The sequence below is a fragment of the Stutzerimonas sp. genome (assembly GCF_982611455.1).
On record NZ_CEXBBO010000001.1, the window covers coordinates 17,637 to 43,859 of the forward strand.

Below are 26,223 nucleotides of genomic sequence, written 5' to 3' on the forward strand. Positions count from 1 at the left end.
TTTCTCAGAAGGGAGCGCCAGATAAATGACAATCACCTGGCCAGGCGGAGTTAAAGTGCCACCCTGGCCGGCTGTGCTTTTTTCATCCGGCGGCTACCGCTATGCTGGCGGCCATTCAAGCAGGAGCGAGTGATGAGCAAGGTCAGTGTGCTGGTGGTGGATGATGCGCCCTTCATCCGTGATCTGGTCAAGAAGGGGTTGCGCAGCCACTTTCCTGGCATCCGCATCGAGGAAGCGGTAAACGGGCGCAAGGCCCAGCAGATGCTCGATCGCGAACGCTTCGACCTGATTCTCTGCGATTGGGAAATGCCAGAGATGTCCGGGCTCGAGTTGCTCACTTGGTGCCGCGCCCACGAGAAACTGAAGACCACGCCGTTCATCATGGTCACCAGCCGTGGCGACAAGGAAAACGTCGTGCAGGCGATCCAGTCCGGTGTGTCCGACTTCATCGGCAAGCCGTTCTCCAACGAACAGCTGACCACCAAGGTGCGCAAGGCCCTGGGCCGAGCCGGCAAGCTCGACGCACTGGCTGCCGGCGCACCGGCACGGCCGACGAACACCGGCATGGCGAACGATTCGCTGGCCGCGCTCACCGGCGGCAAGGCAGAGGTGGTAAGGCCTGCGTCCACCGCACCGGCCAGCTCTTCAGCGCCAACAGCCGCCGCACCGTTGATCCAGCCGAACGCGCCCAAACCCTCTGCGTCGAGCGGCGGGCGGGGTCAGGGCCAGTTGCGCCTGGCTTCCGGGACGCTCGCCTGTGTCATCAAGGCGCTGAGCCTCAAAGAAGGTCTGTTGGTGGTCAAGCGCAGCGAAACCCTGCCGCAGGTGTTGGAAAGTGCCGTGCTCGATCTGGAGCAGGGTGAGGGTGGCGAAGTGGCCCGCCTGAACGGCTACCTGCACGCTGTCGCGGCGCTAGAGCCGAAGCCCGACAGCGAGTGGCTGCAGCTGACCTTCCGTTTTGTCGACCGCGACCCGCAAAAGCTCGATTACCTGTCGCGGCTGATCGCCCGCGGCACCGCGCAGCGGCATTTCGTTCCGGGCGCCTGAGTCCGGCTCGGTCGGCCGTTGGCGACTCGATTCGGAGTAAAGCGTGTCCGTCCGTCCGGAAAAAACTTTATAGAAGGAACAATTTCACAGGCCGACGGTCGGTGGCTCGCGCCTGTCCCGTTGCGCTGCTAGTCTGCAGCCCTCTACGCACATAACCACATGAAGTCTGCCGTTATGTTGGGGCGCATCATTCTCTGTCTCGGGCTGTTCTGGCTGGCATCGCCCGCCTCGGCCTTGACCATTTACAAATACACCGACGCCAACGGCGTAGTCACCTATACCGACCAGGCCGCACCGGGCGCTGCCGTGTTCACGTTCAACGACCGCATGGTCGAGAAGCTCGATACCCAGGTGAAACTGGAAACCCGCAAACATGCGGGTGGTGAGACGCTGCTGGTGCGCAATGATCTGTTTGCACCGGTGGACATCGAACTCAAGCTGACCGGCGTGCAGAACGCCGTTGGGGTGCCGGACAAGCCGATTCGCTGGGTACTGCCACCGCGCAGTCAGATCCGCCTGGCGACCTTGGCTCCGCTCGATCCTTCCAAACCGCTGAAGTACACCCCCAAGCTGCGCCATGCCCTGGGCGACCCGCGTCTGCTGCCCAAGCCCTACAAATACCCGTTGCCCTGGCGCGGTGGGCCGTTCCGGCTGACCCAGGGCGCCAATGGCAAATACAGTCACTTCACTCCCAAAGGTCGCTATGCCGCAGATATCGCCATGCCGGAAGGCACATCGATCGTGGCGGCGCGCGGCGGCATGGTGGTCAAGATCGAGAACAGCCAGAGCGGGCGCGGTAACAACCCATCGGGCAACTTTGTGCGAATCATGCACGACGACGGCACCATGGGCGTCTACCTGCACCTGATGAAGGGGTCTGTGAGCGTCCGCGAGGGTCAGCGCGTCGAGACCGGCGCCCGCATTGCGCGTTCCGGCAATACCGGAAACAGCACCGGCCCGCACCTGCACTTCGTGGTGCAGCGCAACGTCGGACTAGCGATCGAGTCGATTCCCTTCGACTTCTCTCAGCCGGTCAACAGCCTGCCGAATTTCGCGGTTGGCGGGGATTAGGGCGGCTTCAGGCCTCAGGCTTCAGGCTTCAGGCTTCAGGAAAAAGCGGAAAAGCGGAAAAAGCGTTTGACGGCACCAGACGCCACACTAGGCTGATCCGCCTGCCGCCTGCCGCCTGCCGCCTGCCGCCTGCCGCCTGCCGCCTGCCGCCTTCTTATTCCTGCTTCAACACCTTGGCCAATACGATCTTCGGCCCGCGCATCTTCTTGATGACGATCTGCAAGCTCTCGATAACCAGCACTTCGTTTTCTTCCGGCACCCGCTTTAGCGTTTCGTAGATCAGGCCCGCAAGCGTGTCTGCCTCGATGTGGTCGAGGTCGATGTTCAGCAGGCGCTCGACCTTGAACAGCGGCGTGTCGCCCCGCACCAACAGTTTGCCGGGCTGATAGGCGAGGATGCCCCGCTCGGTTTTGCGATGCTCGTCCTGGATATCGCCCACCAGCACTTCGAGCACGTCCTCCATGGTCAAGAAGCCCACCACTTTATGGTCGCCTTCCTCCACCAGCACGAAATGCGCGCCGCCTTGACGGAACTGATCCAGCAACGCGTTCAGTGGCAGGTGTCGGGGCACCCGTTCCAGCGGTCGCAGCAGGGCGGTGAGGTCGAAATGCAGCGCCAGTTGCTCGTCGCCGGCCAGCGCCAGTAGCAGATCCTTGATATGCAGCAGACCGATGTAATCGCCCTGCTCGGCATCGTATACCGGGTAACGGCTGTATTTATGGCGACGAATCAGGTCGAGGATTTCCGACAGCGATGCGCTGTGTTCAAGCTGCAACAGGTCCTCGCGCGAGTTGGCCCAGTCGGCGACTTCCAGCTCGCTCATCTCAACGGCCGAGGCGAGCACCTTGATGTCCTGGTTGGCCGGGTCCAGCGCACGATTGGAATGCAGGATCAGCTTCAGCTCGTCGCGGCTGTAGTGGTGTTCGTAATGATCTCCCGGCTCACCTTGCCCGGCGATACGCAGAATCGCGTTGGCGCTGGCGTTGAGCAGGTAAATTGCCGGGTACATGGCCCAGTAGAACAGGTACAACGGCGCGGCCGTCCACAGCGACAGCAGCTCGGGTTTGCGGATCGCCCAGGATTTCGGCGCCAGTTCGCCAACGACGATGTGCAGATAGGAAATGATGAAAAACGCAGTGAAGAACGCGACGCCATGAACCACGGCCTGCGATTGCACGCCAACGGCTGCCAGCAGCGGTTCGAGCAGATGAGCGAAGGCTGGCTCGCCGACCCAGCCGAGGCCCAGGGATGCGAGTGTGATACCCAGCTGGCAGGCGGACAGGTAGGCGTCCAGCTGATTGTGAACCTTGCGCAGGATATGCCCGCGCCAGCCGTGTTCCTTGGCGATGGCTTCGACCTTGGTCGCGCGTAGCTTGACCATGGCGAACTCCGCCGCCACGAAGAAGCCGTTGAGCAGAACCAGGAACAGGGCAAAAAGAATCAGGCCGAAATCGGCGAAGTAGGAAGGTGCAACGTAGCTGGGGGAAGGGTCCATGAAGGTTTCGGATAGTTGATGACGGCCACAGGATGGGGCTCGACTCGGGTTATTTCAAGGAGCCGGTGATGGCGTTGGTCGGCAGTCGATTGGCAGCGCTTACTGCACCGAAGCCTGGGACAGCGGGAAATGGCAGGTAAATATGCTGCCTTTGCCCGGCGTGCTGTTCACGTCCAGGCGGCCTTGATGGCGCAACAGCACGTGCTTGACGATGGCCAGACCCAGTCCGGTGCCGCCAGTGTTGCTGGCGCGACTAGAATCGACCCGGTAGAAACGTTCGGTCAGGCGAGGCAGGTGCTTGGATTCGATTCCGATCCCGGAATCCTGCACGGCCAGATGCGCGCCGTGCTCGTTACACCACCAGCGGATCTGGATCTCGCCGCCAGCCGGGGTGTACTTCACCGCGTTGAATATCAGATTGGAAAACGCGCTGCGCAGCTCGGCCTCGCTGCCCTTGAGCAGCAAGGTGGGGTCGGCTTCGAGGCTGATGGCATGGTTGCACTCGGCGGACAGGGCCTGGGCGTCGCTCTTGATCGACTGCAGCAAGGCGGCGACAGCCACTGGCTGGGTATTGGTCGGCGGATTGGTGGCTTCCAGTTTCGCCAGCAGCAACAAGTCATTGAGCAGATGCTGCATGCGTCCAGCCTGCTGGTTCATCTGCTGCAGCGCTCGTGACCAGCGTGGATTCATCTCGTCGGTGTGTTCGAGCATGGTTTCCAGATAGCCAGAAATCACCGTCAACGGCGTGCGCAACTCATGGGAGACGTTGGCGACGAAGTCCTTGCGCATTTGCTCCAGCAGATGCAACCGCGTGATGTCGCGCACCACCATCAGGTGCTCGCTGTTGCCGTAGCGGGTAATGGTGACCTGCAGCCAGAGGCGATCATTGACCGGCGAGGAAAGCTCCAGCGGCTCCTCGTGCCGACCGCTGTCGAAGTATTCCTTGAAGCTCGGATGGCGGACCATGTTGGTGACCGGATGTCCGGTGTCCGGTTTCTTCAGGCCCAGCAGACGTTCTGCGGCGGGGTTCCACCACTCCAGATTGCCGTCGCTGTCGAGCATGATCACGGCATCCTTCAGCGCTGTCGTCGAGCCCTGAACGCGATCGATGACAGCCTGCAGTTGGCCGCGCAAACGCAAGTCCCTGCGCTGCAATTGATAGAGATTGTCGAAAATCTCGCCCCACAGGCCGTGACTGTCCGGCGGCGGCTCGTCGGGCTGACTGCGCTTGAGCCAGCGCTGCAGACGCCGCATCTGATGCAGGGTCCAGCCGACATACCCAGACAGGCCCACCACCAGAGCCCAGGCATATTCGCCGGTGATCAGGCCGATCAGCAGGCATCCCGCCAACAGCAGAAGCAGCCGGCGCACCAATGCGCCTTGCCAGTCTTGGTTCACCGCTAACGCTCCTTGAGACAGCTTGGGGCCGGCTGGAAATCATCTACAACGCCAGCTAAAGCCCGGCGGTTGCGGCTTTGTTCAGCTCTTGGTGGAAAAACGATAACCGGTGCCACGCACGGTCTGCACCAGGTTCTCATAGGTTTCGCCCAACGCCTTGCGCAGGCGCCGGATATGCACGTCCACGGTGCGCTCTTCGACATAGACATTGCCGCCCCAGACCTGATCGAGCAACTGCCCGCGGGTGTAGGCGCGCTCCTGGTGGGTCATGAAGAACTGCAGCAGGCGGTACTCGGTCGGGCCCATGTCCGCCGGCGAACCATCGATGGTGACTCGGTGGCTGATGGGGTCGAGCAGCAGTCCGCCAATCTCGATCGGCGTCTCGTTGTCGCTGGGCGCGGCACGTCGCAGCACTGCTTTGAGGCGCGCCACTAGCTCGCGCGGCGAAAACGGCTTGGTGATGTAGTCGTCGGCACCGACCTCAAGGCCCTGGATCTTGTTGTCCTCGGCATCCTTGGCGGTGAGCATGATGATGGGGGTGCTGGCGGTCATTTCGTCGCGCTTGAGACGCCGGGCCAGCTCGATTCCGGAGGTGCCGGGCAGCATCCAGTCGAGCAGGATCAGGTCCGGTTGGCGGTCGATGATCAGCGCGTGGGCCTGCTGGGTATTGTCCGCTTCGAGGCATTCGTAGCCGGCCATTTCCAGCGCCACCACGATCATCTCGCGAATCGGCGCTTCGTCATCGACGATCAGTATGCATTTGCCGTTCATGTCCGCTCTCGGTCCGTTTCTTGTCGCTCGGCATTAGATAACGGAAATGTTGCAGCCATATGACAAATTTGTCCGCTCAGCTATATCCCATATTTTGGGAGTGTAACTCGTATATTGAGATTGGCTGTCGTTGGGACTAAGGTGCGCTTCGTAGGAGACGCTCATGACTCAAGACAACAACAAAGAAGCTCCCCTCGGCGCGCAGGCGCTGTTTCGGGGATTGGCGGTAATCGATGCGGTGTCGCAGGGTGCGGATTCGCTTGCCGCGATCGGCGCCGCCATTGGCTGCACGCGCAGCACGACACACCGTCTGGTCGCGGCGCTGGTGCAGGCCGATTATCTGCGCAGCGAGGCGCAGGGCTATCGCCTCGGCCCGCGGCTGATCGAGCTGGGTTACAAGGCTCGCGCAGAGATGCCGTTGATCAAACTGGCGCGCCCTCATCTGCAGCGCCTGGCCGATCTGACGCAGGACACCATTCACCTCGGCGTCCGTGAAAGCGGTGACGTTCTCTATATCGATAAGTTGTCGAGCACGCGTGGCCTGGAGATGCGCTCGCGTATTGGTTTGCGCATGCCCCTTGCTCTGACCGGAATTGGCAAATCGCTGATGCTCGACCTACCCGCAGCCGACTGGCAGGCGCTTTACGAAGAAGGACTTCAGCGGCGAGCGGGGCAGAGCGGGTTGCGTGAGGAGTTCACGCCCTGGCAGGACTATCACGCACAGATGGCGGAATACGCGGCGGGTGGTTTCAGCTTCGACCTTGAGGAGAACGAACTCGGTGTGCGCTGCGTAGCGGCCCCTGTTCGCGATACGGGAGGGGAAATCATTGCGGCGCTGAGCGTCGCCAGTGCGATCCCCTACATGCCGGAAAGTCGCCTGGAAGAACTGCGGCCTGTGGTCATACGGTGCGCGGCCGACGTATCCGCCGAGCTGGGATGGAGAGGTCGATGAGCGAGCCCTGCCTGATCGGCCTCTACCGTGTGCGGAGCCTGGACAACCCCGACGTCGCCGATCTCCGGCAGGTCGCGCAAGCCGCCGGGCTGGTCGCAAAAGAGGAGATGCAGCGTGCTTGACTCATTCATGGCCCCGCTACCACTGGTAGCGATTCTGCGCGGCATTACGCCGGGGTCGATTCTCCCGGTGGGCCGGGCGCTTTACGAGAGCGGCTTCCGCCTGATCGAAATCCCGCTGAATTCACCGCAGGCACTGGTGAGTATCGAAATGCTCGCCGCGGATTTGGGTGCCGACTGCCTGATCGGTGCTGGCACGGTGCTCGATGTGGCGCAAGTGCAGGCGGTGGCCGAGGCCGGCGGTCGCCTTATCGTCTCCCCGAACATGCATCCGGACGTCATCCGTGCCACGCGTGCTGCCGGACTGATCAGCGCGCCGGGGGTGGCAACGCCGAGTGAGGGTTTCGCTGCGCTGGAGGCTGGCGCCCAGGTGCTCAAGCTGTTCCCAGCGGAGCAGTGCGGCCCCGCCGTGGTGAAAGCCTGGCGGGCAGTGTTTCCCAAGGAGTGCTGGCTGGTTCCGGTCGGCGGCATCACGCCCGACAACATGCATGTGTTCATGGAAGCCGGTGCGGATGGCTTCGGTCTGGGTTCTGCGCTCTACAGACCGGGACAGGATGCCGAGGCAGTGGCGCGTAGCGCCGCTGCTTTCGTTGCCGCCTGGGATCGACTGAAAACACAGCTGAAGTAACCCCGGCGCCCGTTTACGGGCCGGCAGCTGTAGAGCCGATCTGTGTATGTCATCGACCCGAATATGCAGATTGCTGCAGCCTCGCTGGCCTACGGGGCCGCCTATCGGTCTGGAAGTGGCTTGCTTATGTGCGCGTCGCGTAGTCGAGGATGATCCCGAGGAGGATCGCCAGCCCGGCCCAGTGGTTATGCAGGAACGCCTTGAAGCAGACCTGCGGCTTGCGCGAGCGGGTTTTCCAGAACTCCCAGGCGAAGCAGACGGCGGCGATGGTCAGGCCCAGGTGGAACCACTGGCCGAGTTCGAAGCGCACGCCAGCGAGAATCAGGCAGAACAACGCCAGGCCTTGCAAGGTCGCGATGATCACTCGATCGGCCTCGCCGAACAGGATGGCGGTGGACTTGATGCCGATCTTCAGATCGTCCTCGCGGTCGGCCATGGCGTAATAAGTGTCGTAGCCCACGGTCCAGACCACGTTGGCGATGAACAGCAACCAGGCTTCCGGCGGCAGGCTGCCGGTCTCGGCGGTGAAGGCCATCGGCATACCCCATGAGAACGCCGCGCCCAGCACCACCTGCGGGTAATAGGTGTAGCGCTTCATGAAGGGATAGAGCGCGGCAACCCCGAGCGCGCCGAAAGATAGCCAGATGGTTGCCGCGTTGGTCAGCAGCACCAAGCCGAAGCTCAGGGCGACCAGTACGGCGAAGAGAATCCAGGCTTCCTTGGTGGTGACCTTGCCGGTCGCCAGCGGGCGACCCTTGGTGCGGCTGACGTGGCCGTCGAAGTTGCGATCGGCGAAATCGTTGATCACGCAGCCGGCGGCGCGCATCAGGATTACGCCGAGAACGAAGATCACCACGTTCTTCACGCTGGGCGAGCCTTCACCGGCGATCCACAGCGCCCATAGCGTTGGCCATAGCAGCAGATAGGTGCCGATGGGCCGCTCCAGGCGCATCAGCTGAATGAAGTCCCAGGCGCGCGGATGCAGGCGATTGCTCGATTGCAGAAGCTTTTGGTACATCGGCGGGTCTCCAAGCGGTGAAGGGCGGTTATGGGGCAGTCTGTGCCGCGTTCAGGTCGTGATCCGTGCGGCCCGCCACAGGGCTGGCAGAAACACCTCAGCGACCAGCACGCGCAGATCGCCCTGGCTGAAACAGGAGCGGCGGGCCCAGAGCTGAGCCTGGCGGACATCCTGCGGAAGCCAGGCGTCGGGGTAGCGACGGGCTTCCAGTGGACCGCGAGCGAACGCCGGGTCGCTGAACAGCAACTCGCCCAGCGAACGGTTGCCCAGGTGCGGCAGATCCAGCCCGGACTCTTCCAGCGCGCTGCTGGCGGCGACACTACGGGCGAACACCCAAGGCTGCAGATGGCCGCGCAGGTAGACCTCACGAACCCAGCCCTGGCTGCCAATCGCCACCCCCAGCGCGGCACATTCGTCGTCGCGCAGCGTTTCCCAGCCTTCGGCCAGCGGAGTAACGCTGAAAGCACCTGCAGCCAGTTCGGTAAGGCGGCGGGTCAGCGAGCCTTTGTCGACGAACAGCCAATCATGCATGGCGGGATCAAGGGCAGTGGGAAGGCGGTCGGCGGTCAGCCAGTCGGGAAAGTCGGACACGGGGGTTTCGGCACAGCGGATGGAGCGGGCGAGTCTAGCATGGGTGCGGAGCGGCCGATAAAAGCGTCGGAGGCTGGAAAGCTGAACGAGCAAAAGCCTGGCAGCCGTTCCGCACAAGCCATCACACTGTCCAGCCTCCAGCCTCCAGCCTCCAGCCTCCAGCCTTTTTTACGTCCACCCCTCCAGCCGCATCGTCGCGCGAACCAGACGCTGTTCTTCCTGCTCGATCTCCTTGAGGTTGTCGCGAATGCTGTGGATGTGATCGCGAGCGGCGCGCTGGGCCTGGTCGGGGAGGCGCTCGGTGACAGCATGGAACAGTCGCGAATGTTGCCGGTCGATTTGCCGCTTCTGCGTGGGTCGGTGGTAGAGGTTGTTCACCGAGGCGAATACGGTAGAGAGCATCAGGTCGGTCAACGACTGCAGCGTGTGCACCAGTACCGGGTTGTGCGAGGCCTCGCTGACGGCCAGATGGAAGGCGTGATCGAGGCGCGCATGCTCGCGTGGGTCGCCGGCTTCCGCAGTGTGCGCGGCAAGCATTTCTTCGTAGCGGCGGCGCAGCAGGATGAAATCGGCGTCGGTACCGCGTAGCGCCGCCAGCCGTGCCGACTCACCTTCCAGTAGGGCGCGGACTTCAAGCAGGTCGAATAATGTGCGCGGCTGCGAGTTGAACAGATGCATGAGCGGGCTCGCATCCTGTTCGCCTGACAGCCTTGCCACGTGCGAGCCGCGGCCTTGCGCGGTTTCGATGATGCCGCGCCCACGCAGAATGCGCAGCCCTTCGCGCAAGGCCGAGCGAGAGATGCCCAGTTTTTCGCACAGACGTCGTTCCGACGGTAAAGCCTGGCCGACCTTGAGCACGCCATCGACGATCAAGCGCTCGATCCGCTCGGCGACCACGTCTGCCAGTTGACGGCGATCCTGGGGGTTTTCAATCAGCATTCAAGAGTCTCCTCACTGGTAGGACCAGTTTGGTCGAAGTCTACCGCATTGCCGGATAAAGGTGCTCCGGCCCCGGTATATGGCCATTTTGATCGTGGGTTATGAAAGCCTGCTGAAAGAAACTGGTAGGACCAGTGGTTTCGGCGGTGGACGAGGCGGCAATACAGGGCTAATGATGCGTCAATCCACCGCAGCTGGCTGTGCTGATGGTGAACAACGAGAGCACCGAACTGCATGAATATTCTCTACGACGAACGCGTCGACGGTGAGCTGCCGAAGGTTGACAAGGCGGCACTGCTCAGCGAATTGCAGACGCAACTGCCGGACCTGGACATCCTCCATCGCGGCGAAGACCTCAAGCCCTACGAGTGCGATGGTCTGTCCGCCTACCGCACGACGCCGATGCTGGTGGTGTTGCCCGAGCGCATCGAGCAGGTCGAGACGTTGCTGAAGGTTTGCCATCAGCGTCGCGTACCGGTCGTCGCCCGCGGTGCCGGCACTGGTCTTTCTGGCGGCGCGCTGCCGCTGGAACAGGGCGTGCTTTTGGTGATGGCGCGTTTCAACAAGATTCTCGAAGTCGACCCGGCCGGTCGCTTCGCCCGTGTTCAGCCCGGCGTGCGCAACCTGGCGATATCCCAGGCTGCGGCACCCTTCGATCTTTACTACGCGCCGGACCCGTCCTCGCAAATCGCGTGCTCCATCGGTGGCAACGTCGCTGAGAACGCTGGCGGCGTGCACTGCCTGAAGTACGGCCTGACCGTGCACAACCTGCTCAAGGTGGAAATTCTTACCGTCGAGGGCGAGCGCATGGTGCTCGGCTCCGACGCGCTGGACTCGCCGGGCTTCGACCTGCTGGCGCTGTTCACCGGCTCCGAGGGCATGCTCGGCATCGTCACCGAGGTCACGGTCAAGCTGCTGCCCAAGCCGCAAGTAGCCAAGGTCTTGCTGGCGGCCTTCGACTCGGTGGAAAAAGCCGGGCGTGCGGTCGGCGACATCATCGCTGCCGGCATCATCCCCGGCGGCCTGGAGATGATGGACAACCTATCGATCCGCGCCGCCGAAGACTTCATCCGTGCCGGTTATCCGGTGGATGCAGAGGCGATTCTGCTCTGCGAGCTGGATGGCGTCGAAGCCGACGTGAGTGATGATTGCGATCGCGTCAGTGAAGTCTTGCGGCTGGCAGGTGCCACCGAGGTGCGGCTGGCCAAGGACGAAGCCGAGCGTGTGCGCTTCTGGGCCGGACGCAAGAATGCTTTCCCGGCGGTCGGGCGCATCTCGCCGGACTACTACTGCATGGACGGCACCATTCCGCGCCGCGAATTGCCGGGTGTACTCAAAGGTATTTCCGACCTGTCCGACGAATATGGCCTGCGAGTCGCCAACGTGTTCCATGCCGGTGACGGCAATATGCACCCGCTGATCCTCTTCGATGCCAATCAAGAAGGCGAGCTGGAACGCGCCGAGGCGTTGGGCGGCAAGATTCTCGAACTCTGCGTCAAGGTCGGTGGTTCGATCACCGGTGAGCACGGTGTCGGTCGCGAGAAGATCAATCAAATGTGCGCGCAGTTCAATGCCGACGAGCTGACCCTGTTCCACGCGGTAAAAGCGGCTTTCGACCCGAGCGGCTTACTCAATCCTGGCAAGAACATTCCGACCTTGCACCGCTGTGCCGAATTTGGCGGCATGCATGTGCACGGCGGACAGTTGCCCTTCCCCGAATTGGAGCGCTTCTGATGTCCGTTTCCTACGACGCCAGCGAGCACTTGCTCGAACAGGTCAATCAGGCGTTGGCCAACAACACCCCGTTGCGTATCCAGGGCGGCGGCAGCAAGGCGCATATCGGCCGTGCGGTCAAGGGCACGCTGCTTGATACCCGCACGCATCGCGGCATCGTCAGCTATGACCCCACCGAATTGGTGATCACCGCGCGTGCCGGCACGCCGCTGGCGGAGCTGGAAGCAGCTCTCGACGAGGCCGGACAGATGCTGCCTTGCGAGCCGCCGCACTTCACCGAAGGCGCCACGGTCGGCGGCATGATCGCCGCGGGCCTCTCCGGCCCGCGTCGGCCCTGGTCCGGTTCGGTGCGCGATTTCGTGCTCGGCACACGGGTCATCACCGGCCACGGCAAGCACCTGCGCTTCGGCGGCGAAGTGATGAAAAACGTTGCCGGTTATGACCTGTCGCGCCTGATGGCCGGCAGCTTCGGCTGCCTCGGCGTGCTTACCGAGGTGTCGCTGAAAGTGCTGCCCAAGCCGCGTCTGTGCCGCAGCCTGCGGGTCGAGATGCCGGTTGACCGCGCGCTGCTCAAGCTTGCCGAATGGGGTCAGCAACCGGTGCCGATCACTGCGGCGAGCCATGACGGCACCGCGCTGCATTTACGCCTGGAAGGTGGTGAGGGCTCGGTCAATGCCGCCTGCGACCGTATTGGCGGCGAAGCCTTGGACTCCGGCTATTGGAATGACTTGCGCGAGCAACGCCTGAGCTTTTTTGCCGATGCGCGGTCTCTGTGGCGCCTGTCGCTGCCAACCAACACGGCTGAGCTGGCCCTGCCTGGCGAACAATTGATCGACTGGGCGGGCGCGCAACGCTGGCTGAGGTCAGACGCCGATGCGCAGAGCATCCGTGCAATCGTGGGCGAAGTCGGCGGTCACGCCATCTGCTTTACCGCCGGTGCCACCGCCAGCCCGTTCCAACCATTGAGCGAACCGCTGCTGCGCTACCACCGCCAGCTCAAGACGCAACTCGACCCGCAGGGGATTTTCAACCCCGGCCGTATGTATTCCGAGGTCTGATATGCAAACCAATCTCAGCGAAGCCGCGAAGAAGCTGCCGCGTGCCGAGGAAGCCGAGAGCATTCTGCGTTCTTGCGTGCACTGTGGTTTCTGCAACGCCACCTGCCCGACCTACCAATTGCTTGGTGATGAGCTGGATGGCCCGCGCGGGCGCATCTATCTGATGAAGCAGATGTTCGAGGGCGGTGAGGTCACCGAGAGCACGCAGACGCACCTGGATCGTTGCCTGACCTGCCGCAACTGCGAGACGACCTGCCCGTCCGGTGTCCAGTACCACAACCTGCTGGATATCGGCCGTGACTTCATGGAACAGCAAGTTCAGCGCTCGGCGGGCGAACGCCTGCTGCGCACTGGGCTACGCAACGTGATTCCGCGTCCGGGGCTGTTCAAGGCGCTGCTTGGTGCCGGTAATGCGCTGCGACCGCTGATGCCGGCGACCCTCAAGTCTCACATGCCGCGCCAGGTCACCCCGGCCAAGCCGCGCCCGCAGGTATTGCATGCACGTCGCGTGCTGATGCTCGAAGGTTGCGTACAGCCGAGCCTGTCACCGAATACTAACGCCGCTACCGCGCGCGTGCTCGACCGCCTCGGCATCAGCGTTTCCACAGCACGCGAAGCCGGATGCTGCGGCGCTGTGGATTACCACCTGAACGCCCAGCAGGCTGGCCTTGACCGCGCCCGACGCAACATTGACGCCTGGTGGCCTGCCATCGAAGGCGGCGCCGAAGCCATCGTGCAGACTGCGAGTGGTTGCGGCTCGTTCATCAAGGATTACGGTCATTTGCTGCGTGATGATCCGGCCTATGCGACCAAGGCTGCGCGGGTCAGCGCCCTGGCCAAGGATCTGGTGGAAGTGATGCGCAGCGCCGAGCTCGAGCGCCTGAACGTCAAAGCCGACAAGCGCATGGCGTTTCATTGCCCTTGCACGTTGCAGCATGCACAAAAGCTCGGTGGCGCGGTCGAAGACGTGCTCACCCGCCTGGGCTTCCAGCTCACCGCCGTACCGGACGCGCACCTGTGCTGTGGCTCGGCCGGCAGCTATTCGATCACTCAGCCGGAGCTGTCCAAGCAGTTGCGCGACAACAAGCTGACCGCGCTGGAAAGCGGCAAGCCGGAAGTCATCGTCACCGCCAACATCGGTTGCCAGACCCACCTCGACGGTGCCGGTCGGACGCCGGTGCGACACTGGATCGAGATCGTCGAGGAGGCGATGAGCTAAAGCAGGACGAGCCGGTAGGGTGGGCCGGGCGGCGTTCCGCTTCAGCCCACCAGGATGCTGAGCGTCCGATGAACGATTCCGGTGGGCTGAAGCCCACCCTACGAACTGAAGTGGAGCGCCGCCCGGCCCACCCTACGCCGACCGGTTTACGGATAGCGCAGTGAATAACCGAATTACAAAGACAGGAGAATCGAGATGAAAACCAAATCCATGCTGACCCAGACCGAAGTAACCGCCATCCTTGCCGCCGCCCGCACAGAAGCGCAGAACAACGGTTGGGCCGTAACGATCGTCGTCGCCGACGACGGCGGCCATCCGCTGGGCCTGGAGCGTCTTGATGGCTGCGCACCGATCGCTTCCTACATCGCCACGGAGAAGGCTCGTAGCGCTGCCGTCGGCCGTCGCGAAACCAAGGGTTACGAAGACATGGTCAATGGCGGGCGTAATGCCTTCCTGTCTGCGCCGGTGGTGTGCTCGCTGGAAGGCGGCGTGCCGGTGATCGTCGACGGCAACGTGGTCGGCTCGGTTGGGGTATCGGGCGTGACTGCCACGCAGGATGCGCAAGTGGCCAAGGCTGGCGTTGCCGCTGTCGGTTGAAGAACGAGAAAAGCGCTGGAGGCTGGAAAGAGGGGCGAACGGTAGCTGCACATACCGCGACATTTTCCGACCCCGGCGCGCGATGGGCAGCCATCCGCGGCTGGCTGAATAAAGAACAGAGAGGTTTTGTCATGAACGAACGCGTAACCCTGGGCCGTCTGCAAGTGGCGGCCAACCTGCAGCGTTTCATCGAAGACGAAGTGCTGCCTGGCACTGGCGTCGAAGCTGCAGCCTTCTGGAGCGGTTTCGATCAGCTGGTCCACGATCTGGCGCCGAAGAACCGCGCGCTGCTTGCCGAGCGCGACCGCCTGCAGGTGGAGCTGGATAATTGGCACCGCAGCAATCCCGGTCCGATCAGCGACATGCCGGCTTACCGCGCCTTCCTCGAGTCCATCGGCTACCTGCAGCCGGAGCCGGGCGATGTGAAGATCAGCACCAGTAATGTCGACAGCGAGATTTCCAGCCAGGCCGGCCCGCAGCTGGTGGTGCCGATCGGCAACGCCCGTTATGCGCTGAACGCCGCCAACGCCCGCTGGGGCTCGCTGTATGACGCGCTTTACGGCACTGACGCCATCAGCGAAGAGAACGGCGCGCAAAAGGGTCCGGGCTACAACGAGGTGCGCGGCGCCAAGGTCATCGCCTTTGCGCGTAACTTCCTCGATCAGGCCGCGCCGTTGGCCGAAGGCAGCCACGCCGATTCGGTCAGCTACCGTGTGCAGGATGGCCAGCTCAAGGTCACCCTGGAAAACGGCAACGTCACCGGTCTGAAGCAACCAGAGAAATTCGTCGGTCATCAGGGCGAAGCGGTCGAGCCGACGGCGATTCTGCTGAAGAACAACGGCCTGCACGTTGAGATCCAAATCGATCCGAACAGCCCGATCGGCCAGACCGACGCGGCTGGCGTGAAAGATCTGCTGGTCGAAGCGGCCGTGACCACCATCATGGACTGCGAAGACTCCACCGCCGCGGTCGATGCCGACGACAAGGTGCTGGTCTATCGCAACTGGCTGGGCCTGATGAAGGGCGACCTGGTCGAAGACCTGGAGAAGGGCGGCAAGCGCATCACCCGTCGTCTCAATGCCGACCGCGAATACACCGCCGCTGACGGCTCGAATCTGAAGCTGCACGGCCGCTCGCTGCTGTTCATCCGCAACGTCGGCCATCTGATGACCAACCCGGCAATCATCGACGGCGAAGGCCACGAGATTCCGGAGGGCATCATGGATGGCGTGATCACCAGCCTGATCGCCAAGCACGACCAGCAGCGCAAAGGCAACTCGCGCACCGGCTCGATGTACATCGTCAAGCCGAAGATGCACGGCCCCGCCGAAGTAGCCTTCACCGACGAACTGTTCGGTCGCGTCGAGGGCCTCATCGGTCTGCCGCGCTACACGCTGAAGGTCGGCATCATGGACGAGGAGCGCCGCACCAGCGTCAACCTCAAGGCCTGCATCGGCGCCGCGAAGAATCGCGTGGCCTTCATCAACACTGGCTTCCTCGACCGCACCGGCGACGAGATGCACAGCATCATGGAAGCGGGCGCCGTGCTGCGTAAGGGCGACATGAAGAGCACCGCCTGGATCCAGGCCTACGAGCGCAACAACGTGCTGGTCGGTCTGAATTGCGGCTTGCGTGGCAAGGCGCAGATCGGCAAGGGCATGTGGGCCATGCCGGACCTGATGGCCGCCATGCTCGAGCAGAAGATCGCGCACCCCAAGGCCGGCGCCAACACCGCCTGGGTACCGTCGCCGACCGGCGCCACGCTGCATGCGCTGCATTACCACCAGGTCGACGTGCAGGCCGTCCAGGCCGAGCTGGAAAAGATCGATCTGAGCGCCGAGCGCGAGCAACTGATCAACGATCTGCTGACCATTCCGGTGGCATCGGAACGCAACTGGTCCGCCGAAGCGATCCAACAGGAGCTGGACAACAACTGCCAGGGCATCCTCGGTTACGTGGTGCGTTGGGTCGAGCAGGGCGTGGGTTGCTCTAAAGTGCCGGACATCCATGATGTCGGCCTGATGGAAGACCGCGCAACGCTGCGTATCTCCAGCCAGCACTTGGCCAACTGGCTGCGCCACGGTGTGGTTGGCGAGGCGCAGGTCCGTGAGACATTGGAGCGCATGGCCAAGGTGGTCGACCAGCAGAATGCCGGTGATCCGCTCTATCGCCCGATGGCCGCCGATTATGCTCAATCTGCCGCTTTCCAAGCCGCTTGCGACTTGGTATTCAAAGGGCGCGAACAGCCGAGCGGTTACACCGAGCCGCTGCTGCATGCCTGGCGTCAACGCTTCAAGCAGCAGAACGGAGTTTGAAGGTATTCAGGAGATTGCTGATGGCTGGCGCAAGCCGGCCATTGGCGTAATTTGCAAGCCCCGGGCGCCTGATCGCGTCCGGGGCTTTCGAGCATGGGGGGCGGGTCGACGTGCCGGTCGATCAGCACCTTTGGGTGGCATGAGGCTGTGACATCCATGCGGGGCGCCGGGGCTTCCCGGAGAAAGAAGTGGTTCACAACAAAAAACAAGGAACCCAACAATGAGTCAGACACTGCTGTCCATACTGGCCTTCGTGCCACTGGTGTTGGCGGGCGTATTGCTGATCGGCTTTCGCTGGCCGGCCAAGTACGCGATGCCACTGGTTTTCGTGCTTACTGCGCTGATCGGGCTGCTGGCCTGGGACATGACCTTCAACCGGGTCCTGGCTTCCACGCTGCAAGGCTTGATTCTCACTGCCGCGATCCTCTGGATCATCTTCGGCGCCATCCTTCTCCTCAATACGCTGAAGCATTCCGGCGGCATCGCCTCGATTCGCCGTGGCTTCGCCAATGTCAGCCCTGACAAGCGCGTTCAGGTCCTTATCGTCGCCTGGCTGTTCGGCTGCTTCATCGAAGGTGCTTCGGGCTTCGGTACGCCGGCAGCCGTGGCCGCACCGCTGCTGGTCGCGCTGGGCTTCCCTGCGTTGACTGCCGTGGTGCTGGGCATGATGGTGCAATCGACGCCGGTGTCCTTCGGTGCGGTGGGTACACCGATTCTGGTAGGTGTCGCCGGCGGTCTGGATCAGGCCACGCTCGGCGGACAGCTGACTGCGGCGGGTAGCAGTTGGGACATATTCTTCCATCTGATCTTCTCCCGCGTGGCGATCATCCATGCGCTGTGCGGCATCCTCATGCCGCTGATCATGATCTGCATCATGACCCGCTTCTTCGGCCGCAACCGCTCTTGGAGCGAAGGCCTGAGCATGGCGCCGTTCGCCATCTTTACCGGTCTGGCGTTCGTGATCCCCTATGCCGCGGCTGGCGTGTTCCTCGGCCCGGAATTCCCGTCGATGATCGGCGCCCTGGTCGGCCTGGCCATCGTGGTTCCGGCCGCCAAGGCGGGCTTCCTGCTGCCCAAGAACAGCTGGGACTTCGCGCCTGCCAGCGAGTGGCCGGTGGAGTGGATGGGCAAGATCGAAATGAAGATCGACGATGTCGCCGGTCGCACACCGATCTCCGTGCCGATGGCCTGGGCGCCATACGTGCTGCTGGCGATCTTCCTGGTGATGTCGCGGATCTTCCCGCAGCTCAAGGCGGCATTGATGTCGGTGAGCTTCGGCTGGAAGGACATCCTCGGTGAAACTGGCGTCTCCGGGGCCCTGGAGCCGTTGTATCTACCTGGCGGGATTCTCTGCATGGTAGTACTGGTGACCTTCTTCCTGCATCGGATGAAGGCCAGTGAGCTGGGCGCGGCAATCTCCGAGTCGAGCAAGACCTTGCTCGGTGCCGGCTTCGTGCTGATCTTCACTATCCCCATGGTGCGGATATTGATCAACTCCGGCGTCAACGGCTCCGATCTGGTCTCGATGCCAGTGGCCATGGCGCAGCTGGTAGCTGACAGCGTCGGCGGCGTGTATCCGTTCTTCGCGCCTGCCGTGGGCGCACTGGGCGCGTTCATTGCGGGCTCCAACACCGTGTCGAACCTGATGCTGTCGCAGTTCCAGTTCAATACGGCTAGTCTGCTGGGTATTTCCGGGGCGCTGATGGTGGCGCTCCAGTCGGTGGGTGCCGCAGCGGGCAACATGATCGCCATTCACAACGTGGTGGCGGCCTCGGCTACGGTCGGCCTGCTCGGTCGCGAAGGCATCACCCTGCGCAAGACCATGCTGCCGACGCTGTACTACCTCGTGCTGGCCGGCAGCATCGGCCTGATCGGCTTTTACGTGATGGGCATCAGCGATCCGCTGGTGGGAGTCGCCGTCGCCAGCTAATGGCGTGCATGACCCGGACGGGCGGCTTAGGCCGCCCGTTTTCGTTTCTTTCTGAAATCCACTGGTATGAAAACCATTACACGCGGCGCCGATGTTTGGCGGACTGCTGCGTTCTGGTATAGCGTCAACGCAGTCGACAATGATCGAGGTAAGCAAATGAAGAAATGGCAATGTGTGGTGTGCGGGTTCATCTACGACGAAGCCGAAGGCTGGCCGGATGATGGAATCGCGCCGGGAACTCCCTGGGAGGATGTGCCTGAGGACTGGCTCTGCCCCGATTGCGGTGTAGGCAAGATGGATTTCGAAATGATCGCGATCGGCTGATATGAGCCGCGTACGCAAAGAGGAAAGCGAGATGGCGGCACCGGTAGTCATCATCGGCACGGGCTTGGCGGGTTATAACCTGGCGCGGGAATTCCGCAAACACGACAGCGAAACGCCGCTATTACTGATTACCGCCGACGATGGCCGCTCCTACTCGAAGCCGATGCTATCGACCGGTTTCGCCATGAACAAAGAAGCCGATGGCCTGGGCATGGCAACAGCCGGAGTGATGGCGATTCAGCTCAACGCCGAGATCCGCACCCATACGTCGGTGACGTGTCTCGATCCAGCCAACCGCCGCGTATGGATTGGCAACGAGTCGGTGGCTTATCGCGATTTGGTGATCGCCTGGGGCGCGCAGACTATCCAAGTGCCGGTCGCTGGCGACGCGCAGGACGCGATCTTCCCGATCAATGATTTGCTCGACTACGGCCGCTTTCGCGAAGCTGCCAGGGGCAAGCGGCGCGTATTGATCGTCGGTGCCGGGCTGATCGGTTGCGAATTCGCCAATGACCTGCTGCAGGGTGGCTACGACGTCGAACTGGTGGCGCCTTGCGAACAGATCATGCCGTCGCTTCTGCCAACCGAAGCTGCCGCGGCAGTGCAGCGCGGGCTGGAGTCGCTAGGTGCGCGTTTTCACCTGGGGTCGGTGCTGGAACGTCTCGATCGGCACGGTGAGGGGCTCGAAGCCCGGTTATCAGATGGCCAACGGTTGAACTGCGATCTGGTGGTCAGTGCGGTAGGCCTGCGCCCGCGCACCGAGCTGGCCGCAGCGGCAGGATTGGTGGTCAATCGCGGTATCAGTGTGGATCGCCTGCTGCAAACCTCGGCCGAACACGTCTATGCCTTGGGCGACTGCGCCGAGGTGGGTGGGCTCAATCTGCTTTATGTGATGCCGCTGATGAGTGGCGTGCGGGCGCTGGCGCAAACGCTTGCCGGTAAATCGACTTTCGTAACTTACGGACCGATGCCGATCACCGTGAAAACCCCTGTGTGCCCTTTGGTGGTATCGCCGCCGGCGGCTGGCAGCGAGGGGCATTGGGGCGTGGAAGGTGAAGGTAATGACATCAAGGCTCTATTCCGCAGCCTTGACGGAAACTTGTTGGGCTATGCGCTGACGGGCGCGGCTGTGCAAGAGCGGTTGGGGTTGAACAAGCAGTTGCCGCCAGTGCTGGCTGAACTGCCTCAAGTTCTGTCGCTAAAGTCGTCGGAATGATCCGGTAAAGCGTCGGCGAGGGCTGGCGCGAGTGCCATCAGCGTGCCATGCTCCTTCGAGGCGCTGCCGCAGCCTAGAGCAGTTGCAGCGCCTCGGAACGCTGTTCGGAGAACAGCGAACAAAAACAATAAAGTCTTAGAGGCTACCCATGCGCAAACCGGAACTCGCAGCCGCCATCGCCGACAAGGCCGATCTCACCAAGGATCAGGCCAACCGTGTACTCAATGCCGTTCTCGATGAAATCACCAACGCGCTCAACCGTAAGGACAGCGTGACCCTGGTTGGTTTCGGCACCTTCCTGCAGCGTCACCGAGGCGCTCGTACGGGCAAGAATCCCCAGACAGGCGAACCCGTTACCATCAAGGCCAGCAACACCGTGGCATTCAAGCCGGGAAAGATGCTGAAAGACGCGATCAATTGAGTTCGTGTCTCCCGGAGCCGGCCAGGCTCCGGGTGCCTTTGAATACTATTTATGGTTGAGTTACCTCGGCAAGTCGCTACAATCCGCGAAATTTCTCTATCTGCCGAGAACGTGCATGAAATTCCGCTTCCTTCTCTGGATGCTTGGTCGCTTGATGATCAAGGCCAGCCGCAACAACCCTGAATTCCAGAAACAGCTCGGCGACAAAGACCTCACCTTCCAGTTGCATACTCTCGACGGTAAAGTCGCTCGGCATTACGTAGTCAAGGATCAACGTGTCACCGCCCAAGGCGGTCCCGCCGTCGAGCCTGCTTTCACCATCGGCTTCAAGGACAGCGCCTACGGATTCGCCACCATGAACGCCAAGAACAAGCAACTGGCGTTCATGCAGGGCATCCAGAACAAGGCCATCCAGATCCAAGGCAACCCAGCGCTGGTGATGTGGTTTCAGGGCCTGACCAAATATCTCAAGCCGAGGAAGAAGAAGCCCGAGGCGGCTTGATTTGCGGAGGGTGCGCCTGGCCCCATGGGAGGCGGGCGCTAGCCTATAGACGCTCGGCAAGTGGGCATCTAATGCAGGCCCAACCATGAAGCATTCATTCAAGCCGGCCTAAGCTACCTCGATACTTCACTGGCTCACCCGTAGGCTGCCTGGTGAGGCCGGCGCTACCGCGCGGCCTCACCAGCTTCCGTAGGGAATGCCGTACTTTTCAACGTAGCGTTTCGATGCGTCGGATTGCGGATAGTAATGGCCCTCCGACTTTCCTAGGTGCGGGCCCAGTGGTTCTATCTCGCCCTGGCCGCGGGCAACCTTCACCGCATAGCCACAACTATTCACTACCCAAACTTGGACAATCCCGCCTGGAGCCAATCCTAGGTAAACCGAGGCCATATAGCGGGCCGTCCGCTCAGGTGTTTCTGGGCAGCGGTGGGATATGGATGTGTGCATGATCTGTCGAGCTTCTTCAGGGATTTCTACCCAGGCTCGGTAGGTTTTTGGCTCAACTGCCGACTGCCAGCGTACAAAGATGCGTTTTGGCAGATCCGCGCCAACAACCCCTCGTATGTTTCCGCCGACCCCGTCAACCCAGCCTCTAGCCGTTTCGGTTGCATATCCCGGGTTTCCGTTGCCAATGACGCCACCGCTGCCGTGATCGAAAGATTGGCCGTTGATATCTTCCACAATGCTCGACTCGACCCAGCCGGTCATGTAGTTAGGCCCGATAAATTCAAGGCTCCACCAACGGGCCTTCGGGTCGTTTTTTGCCGACAGATCAGTAGCTGTCTGGCAGCTGCTAACGAGTAGAGAGCAAAGGAACACTACGAGAATCTTCATCGACGTAACACCGTAATGCGTGGGTAGGCTGATAAAGCGGCCGCTTTGCCGAGGTCACCAACTACCGTAGGGAATGCCGAATTTTTCGATGTAGCGCTTCGACGCCTTTGGCTGGGGGGTAGTAATTGCCACCGGATTTTCCAAGGTGAGGCCCGAGTGGTTCCGTCTCGGCTTTGCTGCGAGCGACCTTAACCGGCTTGTGACATTGATCTAGTACCCGGACTTGAACGACTCCACCCGGCGCCAGACCCAGGTATAGCGAGGCTATATAGCTGGCGTTCTGCTCCGGCGTATCCGGGCACCATCGATGAGTTGCGTCGTACATGATCGTTCTCGCTTGGTCGGGTATATCGATCCAGGCCCGATACGTTTGGTGCTCCACCACGGATTGCCAGCGTACGTAAACGCGTTTCGGCAGTTCCGCACCTACGACGCCACGGATTCCGCTTCCCGCTAGTCCGTTAGGCCAGCCCCGAGCGAGCTCTTTTCACTTCCATAGTCGCCACTACCAATAACCCCGGCGCTGCCGTGATTGAAGAGCTTTCCGTGCACATCCTCCACGATGCTTGCTTCGACCCAGCCAGTCATATAAATGGGCGCAACGAATTCGAGGCTCCACCAAGGGTCTTTTGGAGCATGCTCGCCGGATAACGGATCAGTGGTTTGGCAGCCGAGTAGAAGCAGCACACTCAGTAGAACAGTCGAATCTTTGAGCAAAGGAAGGTCCAGCTAGTATTGGTGCGGAACGGGCGGGATCACCAGCTTCCATAAGGGACGCCGAACTTATCAACATAGCGTTTCGACGCATCAGGTTGCGGATAGTAATGTCCGCCTGATTTTCCGAGGTGTGGGCCCAGTGGTTCTATGTGGCCCTTTCCGCGAGCGACTTTCACCGCGTTGTGGCACTGGTCACGGACCCAGACCTGCACAGTGCCGCCCGGTGCTAGCCCTAAGTAGACCGCGGCCATGTAACGTGACCGCCCGGTATCTGCGCAGCGTTGGTGAGTGGAGGCATACATGATCTTGCGAGCTTCTTCAGGTATGTCGATCCATGCGCGGTATGTCTGCGGCTCCACTACCGATTGCCAGCGCACAAAGATTCGCTTGGGCAGATCGGCACCAACGACCGCACGCTGACCGCCTGCCAGTCCCTGCGGCCAGCCTCGGGCGAACTCGATTTCATAGCCGGATTCTCCGCTGCCGATGACTCCACCACTGCCGTGATTGATGAGACGGCTTTGGACATCCTCTACCAGGCTCGCCTCTACCCAGCCTGTCATATAGTTCGGCCCGATGAATTCGAGGCTCCACCATCTGTCCTTCGGGTCGTTCTCAGCCAGTAAAGGATCTGCAGTCTGACAACCAGCTAGAAGCAAGACGCTGAATAGGACGATAGAAAGCTTCATTAAAATAGCGTCCAATCTAGTACATGAGGGTGCTGTATGCGAATCCCGTCAGGACACGGAGCGTTGATATAGACCAACCTGAGATCGCTTCGCGATTGTTTCCCAAGCGGGTTGTTCCAATTCGCAGAAATGTGGAGGTAGCGACTCCTGAGGAGCGACTCCTCACTCGGTGTGGTCGTGTAGCTACCCGATGTGAATCGCTGACATAACGGTTCTAGCTCTGGCGGCGTGCCGATGTTTTGATCAAGCTAGCTCAAGGCTAATTCGAGATTCACTCTGAGGCTGCTGTCAGGGACGCCGGCTCTATCGCGCTTCTTTTTACCAGCTCCCGTAAGGGATGCCGTGTTTGTCAATATAGCGCTGGGATTTCTCGCTGATTTTGTAGGCGTAGCGGCCCTCTGTCAGGCCTTGGGAAGGGCCTAGTGGTTCAACTTCGGCTTGGCCGCGGGCAACCTCCACCGCATAGCCGCAGCTATTCACTACCCAAGCTTGGACAATTCCGCCTGGGGCCAATCCAAGGTAAACCGAGGCCATATAGCGCGAGGTCCGCTCAGGTGTTTCTGAGCAGCGGCGGTATATGGATGTACGCATGATTTCTCGGGCCGCTTCAGGAATTTCCACCCAGGCTCGGTAGGTTTGTGGCTCTACTATCGATTGCCAGCGCACAAAGATGCGTTTTGGCAGATCCGCGCCAACGACCCCTCTTATATTTCCACCGACCCCGTCAACCCAGCCTCTGGCAGCTTCGGTTGCATATCCCGGGTTTCCGTTGCCAATGACGCCACCGCTGCCGTGATCGAAAGATTGACCGTTGATATCTTCGACAATGCTCGACTCGACCCAGCCGGTCATGTAGTTAGGCCCGATGAATTCAAGGCTCCACCAACGGGCCTTCGGGTCATTTTCCGCGGACAGCGGATCTGCGGTTTGGCAACCATATAGAAGTAGCGTGCCCAGCAAGGCGATAAAAGGCTTTATCACAACAATGTCCAGTCAGGTACGTGGGGGTGCTGCCGCCGAATCCCATCAGGGCTCGGGGCGTTGATATAAATGAGGTTTAAACCGCTGGCGGATCGCTTTTTAAGCGGGTTGTTCCAATGTGCCGAGATATGAATATAACGGCGCTTCAGCAATTCTTCCTCGGCCAGGGTTGTGCTGTAATCACCTCCAGAAAATCGGTTACAAATAGATTCGAGCTCCGCTGGAATGAGATATTGCGGCTCGTCAGGAATGTCTTCGAACCGTACACCCCTTCGCTTGGCCAGTTCATACATGACGCGTAGATACACTCGCGATAGTTCTCCCCTCACCCGCCGTCTGAGCTGCAGCCCGGCATAGACGCGCTGTTGCCGAGGCGCCAGGCGATCCCGCGAAACAGGCAGTAATTTAGGCTCCGGTGTGACGATCTCTAGCATGGAGGCCGGCCAGCCTTCGGCAACCAAGCGCGCCTTGGCTTGTTCAGCGTCCCGGTAGATTGAGGTTGTCTGCACGTCAACGTCCTTGTTTACCGTCAACGCCTGCATGGGGCTGACCAGTACGCATTCTTCGGCATCGTTCAGATACCCGCCGCCGATATCGGAGTGCGCCCCTGGCACGGTGATTTCAGTGTGGTCTGGCTTCACTCGGCTCAACGGAAAGTTGGCGCGTACCTCGTCGCGAGCCGCAAGCTGAACCACATTGGTGAAGTATTTCCGAGGCAGGTACAGCTTTACCCAGGGTGCGATCGAACTACTAACATTACCCAGATTGGCCAGTCCTGCGACTGCTGCGACGGTATCGAACAGGCCGATAAAACCCATATTGATATCGCGCTGGTAGCGATCAATAAAGGTTGGACTGAAGGCTTTGCTATTGTCTTGCAGCACAGCTCCCAAAGGCCCTTGCGTGCCTCGAACAACTTCATTGGCAAAGTGCCTAGCCGCCGCCGCGCCTCGGCTGAAGCCGAAGCTATCGAAATTTAGCGAGCTGATTTCACAATCTGGGTTTCCTTTGTACAGGGTATCGATCAGGTCTTTGATACCGTTGAAGGCTTGCTGCACACGCCCGGCAATACCCGTATCGCCTCGGCCTGCGCCTGAACCTAAGACGCTGTCTTCCTTCCCTGCTTCGGTGCCGATCCCATCTATGTACAACTTACGAAAGGCTCGCTTTCGCTGGCCGGTGCCTTCCAGCGATGGAGGGGCCGAGTACAGCTCGCTGAGCTTCCTGATATTCGTCACGTCATTCCCATAACTGCTATTCGGATCAGCCATATACGGCTTGCAGCTGGCGTCCAGGTCTTCCTGTTGCACCGGATGATGCGCTCCGCAAGCCAGGCCTAGCGCGGTGTTGGTGGCGTTGTTGCCGGTGCCGTCGAAGAACACGCCGATCCGAAGAGCCAGCTTTATCTTCTCGGCTGGCTTGGCGGGTTGCTTTGCGTAACGTTCGTATTCCGCCCAGTGCTGGGCATGCAGGTCGACCGGCTCGACTTCTTTGAGCTCGGCTTCCCGCTTGGCCTTGGAAATATTGGGTACGTAACCACTCATTCTTTCTACCTGTCCCTGGTTGAAATACCTATGAGGCTTCGTGACTCGCTTGGATTGGCGCCGTTGAGCTACATCCTGTCTGCAAATGGCGTGATCGGTAGTAGGAAGGACAG

Annotated in this window: 25 protein-coding genes and 1 pseudogene; 15 read left to right on the forward strand and 11 right to left on the reverse strand. The window is 61.2% G+C overall.

Annotated elements, in window-relative coordinates:
• Positions 1-132 precede the first annotated feature (132 nt).
• Positions 133-1,047, forward strand: coding sequence for a response regulator (locus tag AC2LD7_RS00105; RefSeq protein ID WP_484595829.1), 915 nt, complete (start codon positions 133-135; stop codon positions 1,045-1,047).
• Between the two features lie 174 nt (positions 1,048-1,221).
• Positions 1,222-2,118 (forward strand): peptidoglycan DD-metalloendopeptidase family protein, encoded by an 897-nt coding sequence (locus AC2LD7_RS00110; protein ID WP_484596037.1) that lies wholly within the window; start codon positions 1,222-1,224, stop codon positions 2,116-2,118.
• Between the two features lie 154 nt (positions 2,119-2,272).
• Here AC2LD7_RS00110 and AC2LD7_RS00115 read toward each other — a convergent pair whose 3' ends face one another.
• The 3 genes from AC2LD7_RS00115 to phoB all read right to left on the reverse strand — a co-directional run bounded on the left by AC2LD7_RS00115 (position 2,273) and on the right by phoB (position 5,782).
• Positions 2,273-3,613 (reverse strand): hemolysin family protein, encoded by a 1,341-nt coding sequence (locus tag AC2LD7_RS00115; protein WP_484595830.1) that lies wholly within the window; start codon positions 3,611-3,613, stop codon positions 2,273-2,275.
• Between the two features lie 99 nt (positions 3,614-3,712).
• Complete coding sequence (gene phoR, locus AC2LD7_RS00120; RefSeq protein ID WP_484595831.1) at positions 3,713-5,011, reverse strand: phosphate regulon sensor histidine kinase PhoR; 1,299 nt, start codon at positions 5,009-5,011, stop codon at positions 3,713-3,715.
• Between the two features lie 81 nt (positions 5,012-5,092).
• Complete coding sequence (gene phoB / locus AC2LD7_RS00125) at positions 5,093-5,782, reverse strand: phosphate regulon transcriptional regulator PhoB (RefSeq protein ID WP_484595832.1); 690 nt, start codon at positions 5,780-5,782, stop codon at positions 5,093-5,095.
• A 163-nt stretch (positions 5,783-5,945) separates the two neighbouring features.
• On the opposite strand from phoB, the gene AC2LD7_RS00130 reads away from it, so the two are divergent.
• Genes AC2LD7_RS00130 through AC2LD7_RS00140 form a run of 3 tightly spaced genes read left to right on the forward strand, consistent with a single transcriptional unit; the run spans position 5,946 to position 7,481 of the window.
• The gene (locus AC2LD7_RS00130; protein WP_484595833.1) at positions 5,946-6,734 is read left to right on the forward strand and encodes an IclR family transcriptional regulator; all 789 of its coding nucleotides are present in this window, start codon (positions 5,946-5,948) and stop codon (positions 6,732-6,734) included.
• Positions 6,731-6,856, forward strand: a complete 126-nt coding sequence (locus tag AC2LD7_RS00135) for a hypothetical protein (protein ID WP_484595834.1) — start codon at positions 6,731-6,733, stop codon at positions 6,854-6,856. Before AC2LD7_RS00130 ends, AC2LD7_RS00135 begins: the two co-directional genes overlap by 4 nt.
• A complete protein-coding gene (locus AC2LD7_RS00140) occupies positions 6,849-7,481 on the forward strand; it encodes a 2-dehydro-3-deoxy-6-phosphogalactonate aldolase (RefSeq protein WP_484595835.1) in 633 nt (210 codons plus the stop codon). The genes AC2LD7_RS00135 and AC2LD7_RS00140 overlap by 8 nt, the downstream gene beginning before the upstream one ends.
• Before the next feature lie 124 nt (positions 7,482-7,605).
• Here AC2LD7_RS00140 and ubiA read toward each other — a convergent pair whose 3' ends face one another.
• The 3 genes from ubiA to glcC form a co-directional block, all read right to left on the reverse strand.
• Positions 7,606-8,499, reverse strand: coding sequence for a 4-hydroxybenzoate octaprenyltransferase (gene ubiA / locus AC2LD7_RS00145; RefSeq protein ID WP_484595836.1), 894 nt, complete (start codon positions 8,497-8,499; stop codon positions 7,606-7,608).
• A gap of 51 nt (positions 8,500-8,550) precedes the next feature.
• A complete protein-coding gene (locus AC2LD7_RS00150) occupies positions 8,551-9,090 on the reverse strand; it encodes a chorismate--pyruvate lyase family protein (protein ID WP_484595837.1) in 540 nt (179 codons plus the stop codon).
• A gap of 168 nt (positions 9,091-9,258) precedes the next feature.
• Positions 9,259-10,029, reverse strand: coding sequence for a transcriptional regulator GlcC (gene glcC, locus AC2LD7_RS00155; protein ID WP_484595838.1), 771 nt, complete (start codon positions 10,027-10,029; stop codon positions 9,259-9,261).
• Positions 10,030-10,263: 234 nt separating this feature from the next.
• Between glcC and glcD the strand changes: the two genes are divergently transcribed.
• From glcD to AC2LD7_RS00205, 10 genes are all read left to right on the forward strand, one after another.
• Entirely contained in the window at positions 10,264-11,763 is a 1,500-nt protein-coding gene (gene glcD / locus AC2LD7_RS00160; RefSeq protein ID WP_484595839.1) for a glycolate oxidase subunit GlcD, read from the forward strand.
• Entirely contained in the window at positions 11,763-12,821 is a 1,059-nt protein-coding gene (gene glcE, locus AC2LD7_RS00165; protein ID WP_484595840.1) for a glycolate oxidase subunit GlcE, read from the forward strand. Before glcD ends, glcE begins: the two co-directional genes overlap by 1 nt.
• Position 12,822: 1 nt before the next feature.
• Positions 12,823-14,040, forward strand: a complete 1,218-nt coding sequence (gene glcF, locus AC2LD7_RS00170) for a glycolate oxidase subunit GlcF (protein ID WP_484595841.1) — start codon at positions 12,823-12,825, stop codon at positions 14,038-14,040.
• A gap of 195 nt (positions 14,041-14,235) precedes the next feature.
• On the forward strand, positions 14,236-14,637 hold the full coding sequence (locus tag AC2LD7_RS00175) for a heme-binding protein (protein WP_484595842.1): 402 nt from the start codon (positions 14,236-14,238) through the stop codon (positions 14,635-14,637).
• Between the two features lie 131 nt (positions 14,638-14,768).
• The gene (locus AC2LD7_RS00180; RefSeq protein WP_484595843.1) at positions 14,769-16,952 is read left to right on the forward strand and encodes a malate synthase G; all 2,184 of its coding nucleotides are present in this window, start codon (positions 14,769-14,771) and stop codon (positions 16,950-16,952) included.
• Between the two features lie 220 nt (positions 16,953-17,172).
• Positions 17,173-18,882: an L-lactate permease gene (locus AC2LD7_RS00185; protein WP_484595844.1), complete on the forward strand. Its 1,710-nt coding sequence runs from the start codon at positions 17,173-17,175 to the stop codon at positions 18,880-18,882.
• A gap of 156 nt (positions 18,883-19,038) precedes the next feature.
• Entirely contained in the window at positions 19,039-19,206 is a 168-nt protein-coding gene (locus tag AC2LD7_RS00190; protein WP_045160361.1) for a rubredoxin, read from the forward strand.
• A 31-nt stretch (positions 19,207-19,237) separates the two neighbouring features.
• Positions 19,238-20,422, forward strand: a complete 1,185-nt coding sequence (locus AC2LD7_RS00195; RefSeq protein WP_484596038.1) for an NAD(P)/FAD-dependent oxidoreductase — start codon at positions 19,238-19,240, stop codon at positions 20,420-20,422.
• Positions 20,423-20,570: 148 nt separating this feature from the next.
• Complete coding sequence (locus AC2LD7_RS00200) at positions 20,571-20,843, forward strand: HU family DNA-binding protein (RefSeq protein ID WP_158187095.1); 273 nt, start codon at positions 20,571-20,573, stop codon at positions 20,841-20,843.
• A 115-nt stretch (positions 20,844-20,958) separates the two neighbouring features.
• Positions 20,959-21,345, forward strand: a complete 387-nt coding sequence (locus AC2LD7_RS00205) for a helicase (RefSeq protein WP_484595845.1) — start codon at positions 20,959-20,961, stop codon at positions 21,343-21,345.
• A 177-nt stretch (positions 21,346-21,522) separates the two neighbouring features.
• Here the strand turns inward: AC2LD7_RS00205 and AC2LD7_RS00210 are convergent, their stop codons facing one another.
• From AC2LD7_RS00210 to AC2LD7_RS00230, 5 genes and pseudogenes are all read right to left on the reverse strand, one after another.
• Positions 21,523-22,179 carry a DUF2931 family protein gene (locus AC2LD7_RS00210; RefSeq protein WP_484595846.1) on the reverse strand — a complete coding sequence of 219 codons (657 nt, stop codon included), beginning with the start codon at positions 22,177-22,179 and terminating at the stop codon, positions 21,523-21,525.
• Positions 22,180-22,233: 54 nt separating this feature from the next.
• A pseudogene (locus AC2LD7_RS00215) lies at positions 22,234-22,896 on the reverse strand (DUF2931 family protein).
• A gap of 38 nt (positions 22,897-22,934) precedes the next feature.
• On the reverse strand, positions 22,935-23,585 hold the full coding sequence (locus AC2LD7_RS00220; RefSeq protein ID WP_484595847.1) for a DUF2931 family protein: 651 nt from the start codon (positions 23,583-23,585) through the stop codon (positions 22,935-22,937).
• A 318-nt stretch (positions 23,586-23,903) separates the two neighbouring features.
• On the reverse strand, positions 23,904-24,563 hold the full coding sequence (locus AC2LD7_RS00225; protein WP_484596039.1) for a DUF2931 family protein: 660 nt from the start codon (positions 24,561-24,563) through the stop codon (positions 23,904-23,906).
• Positions 24,563-26,110 (reverse strand): phospholipase effector Tle1 domain-containing protein, encoded by a 1,548-nt coding sequence (locus AC2LD7_RS00230; RefSeq protein WP_484595848.1) that lies wholly within the window; start codon positions 26,108-26,110, stop codon positions 24,563-24,565. Before AC2LD7_RS00230 ends, AC2LD7_RS00225 begins: the two co-directional genes overlap by 1 nt.
• Between the last annotated feature and the right edge of the window lie 113 nt (positions 26,111-26,223).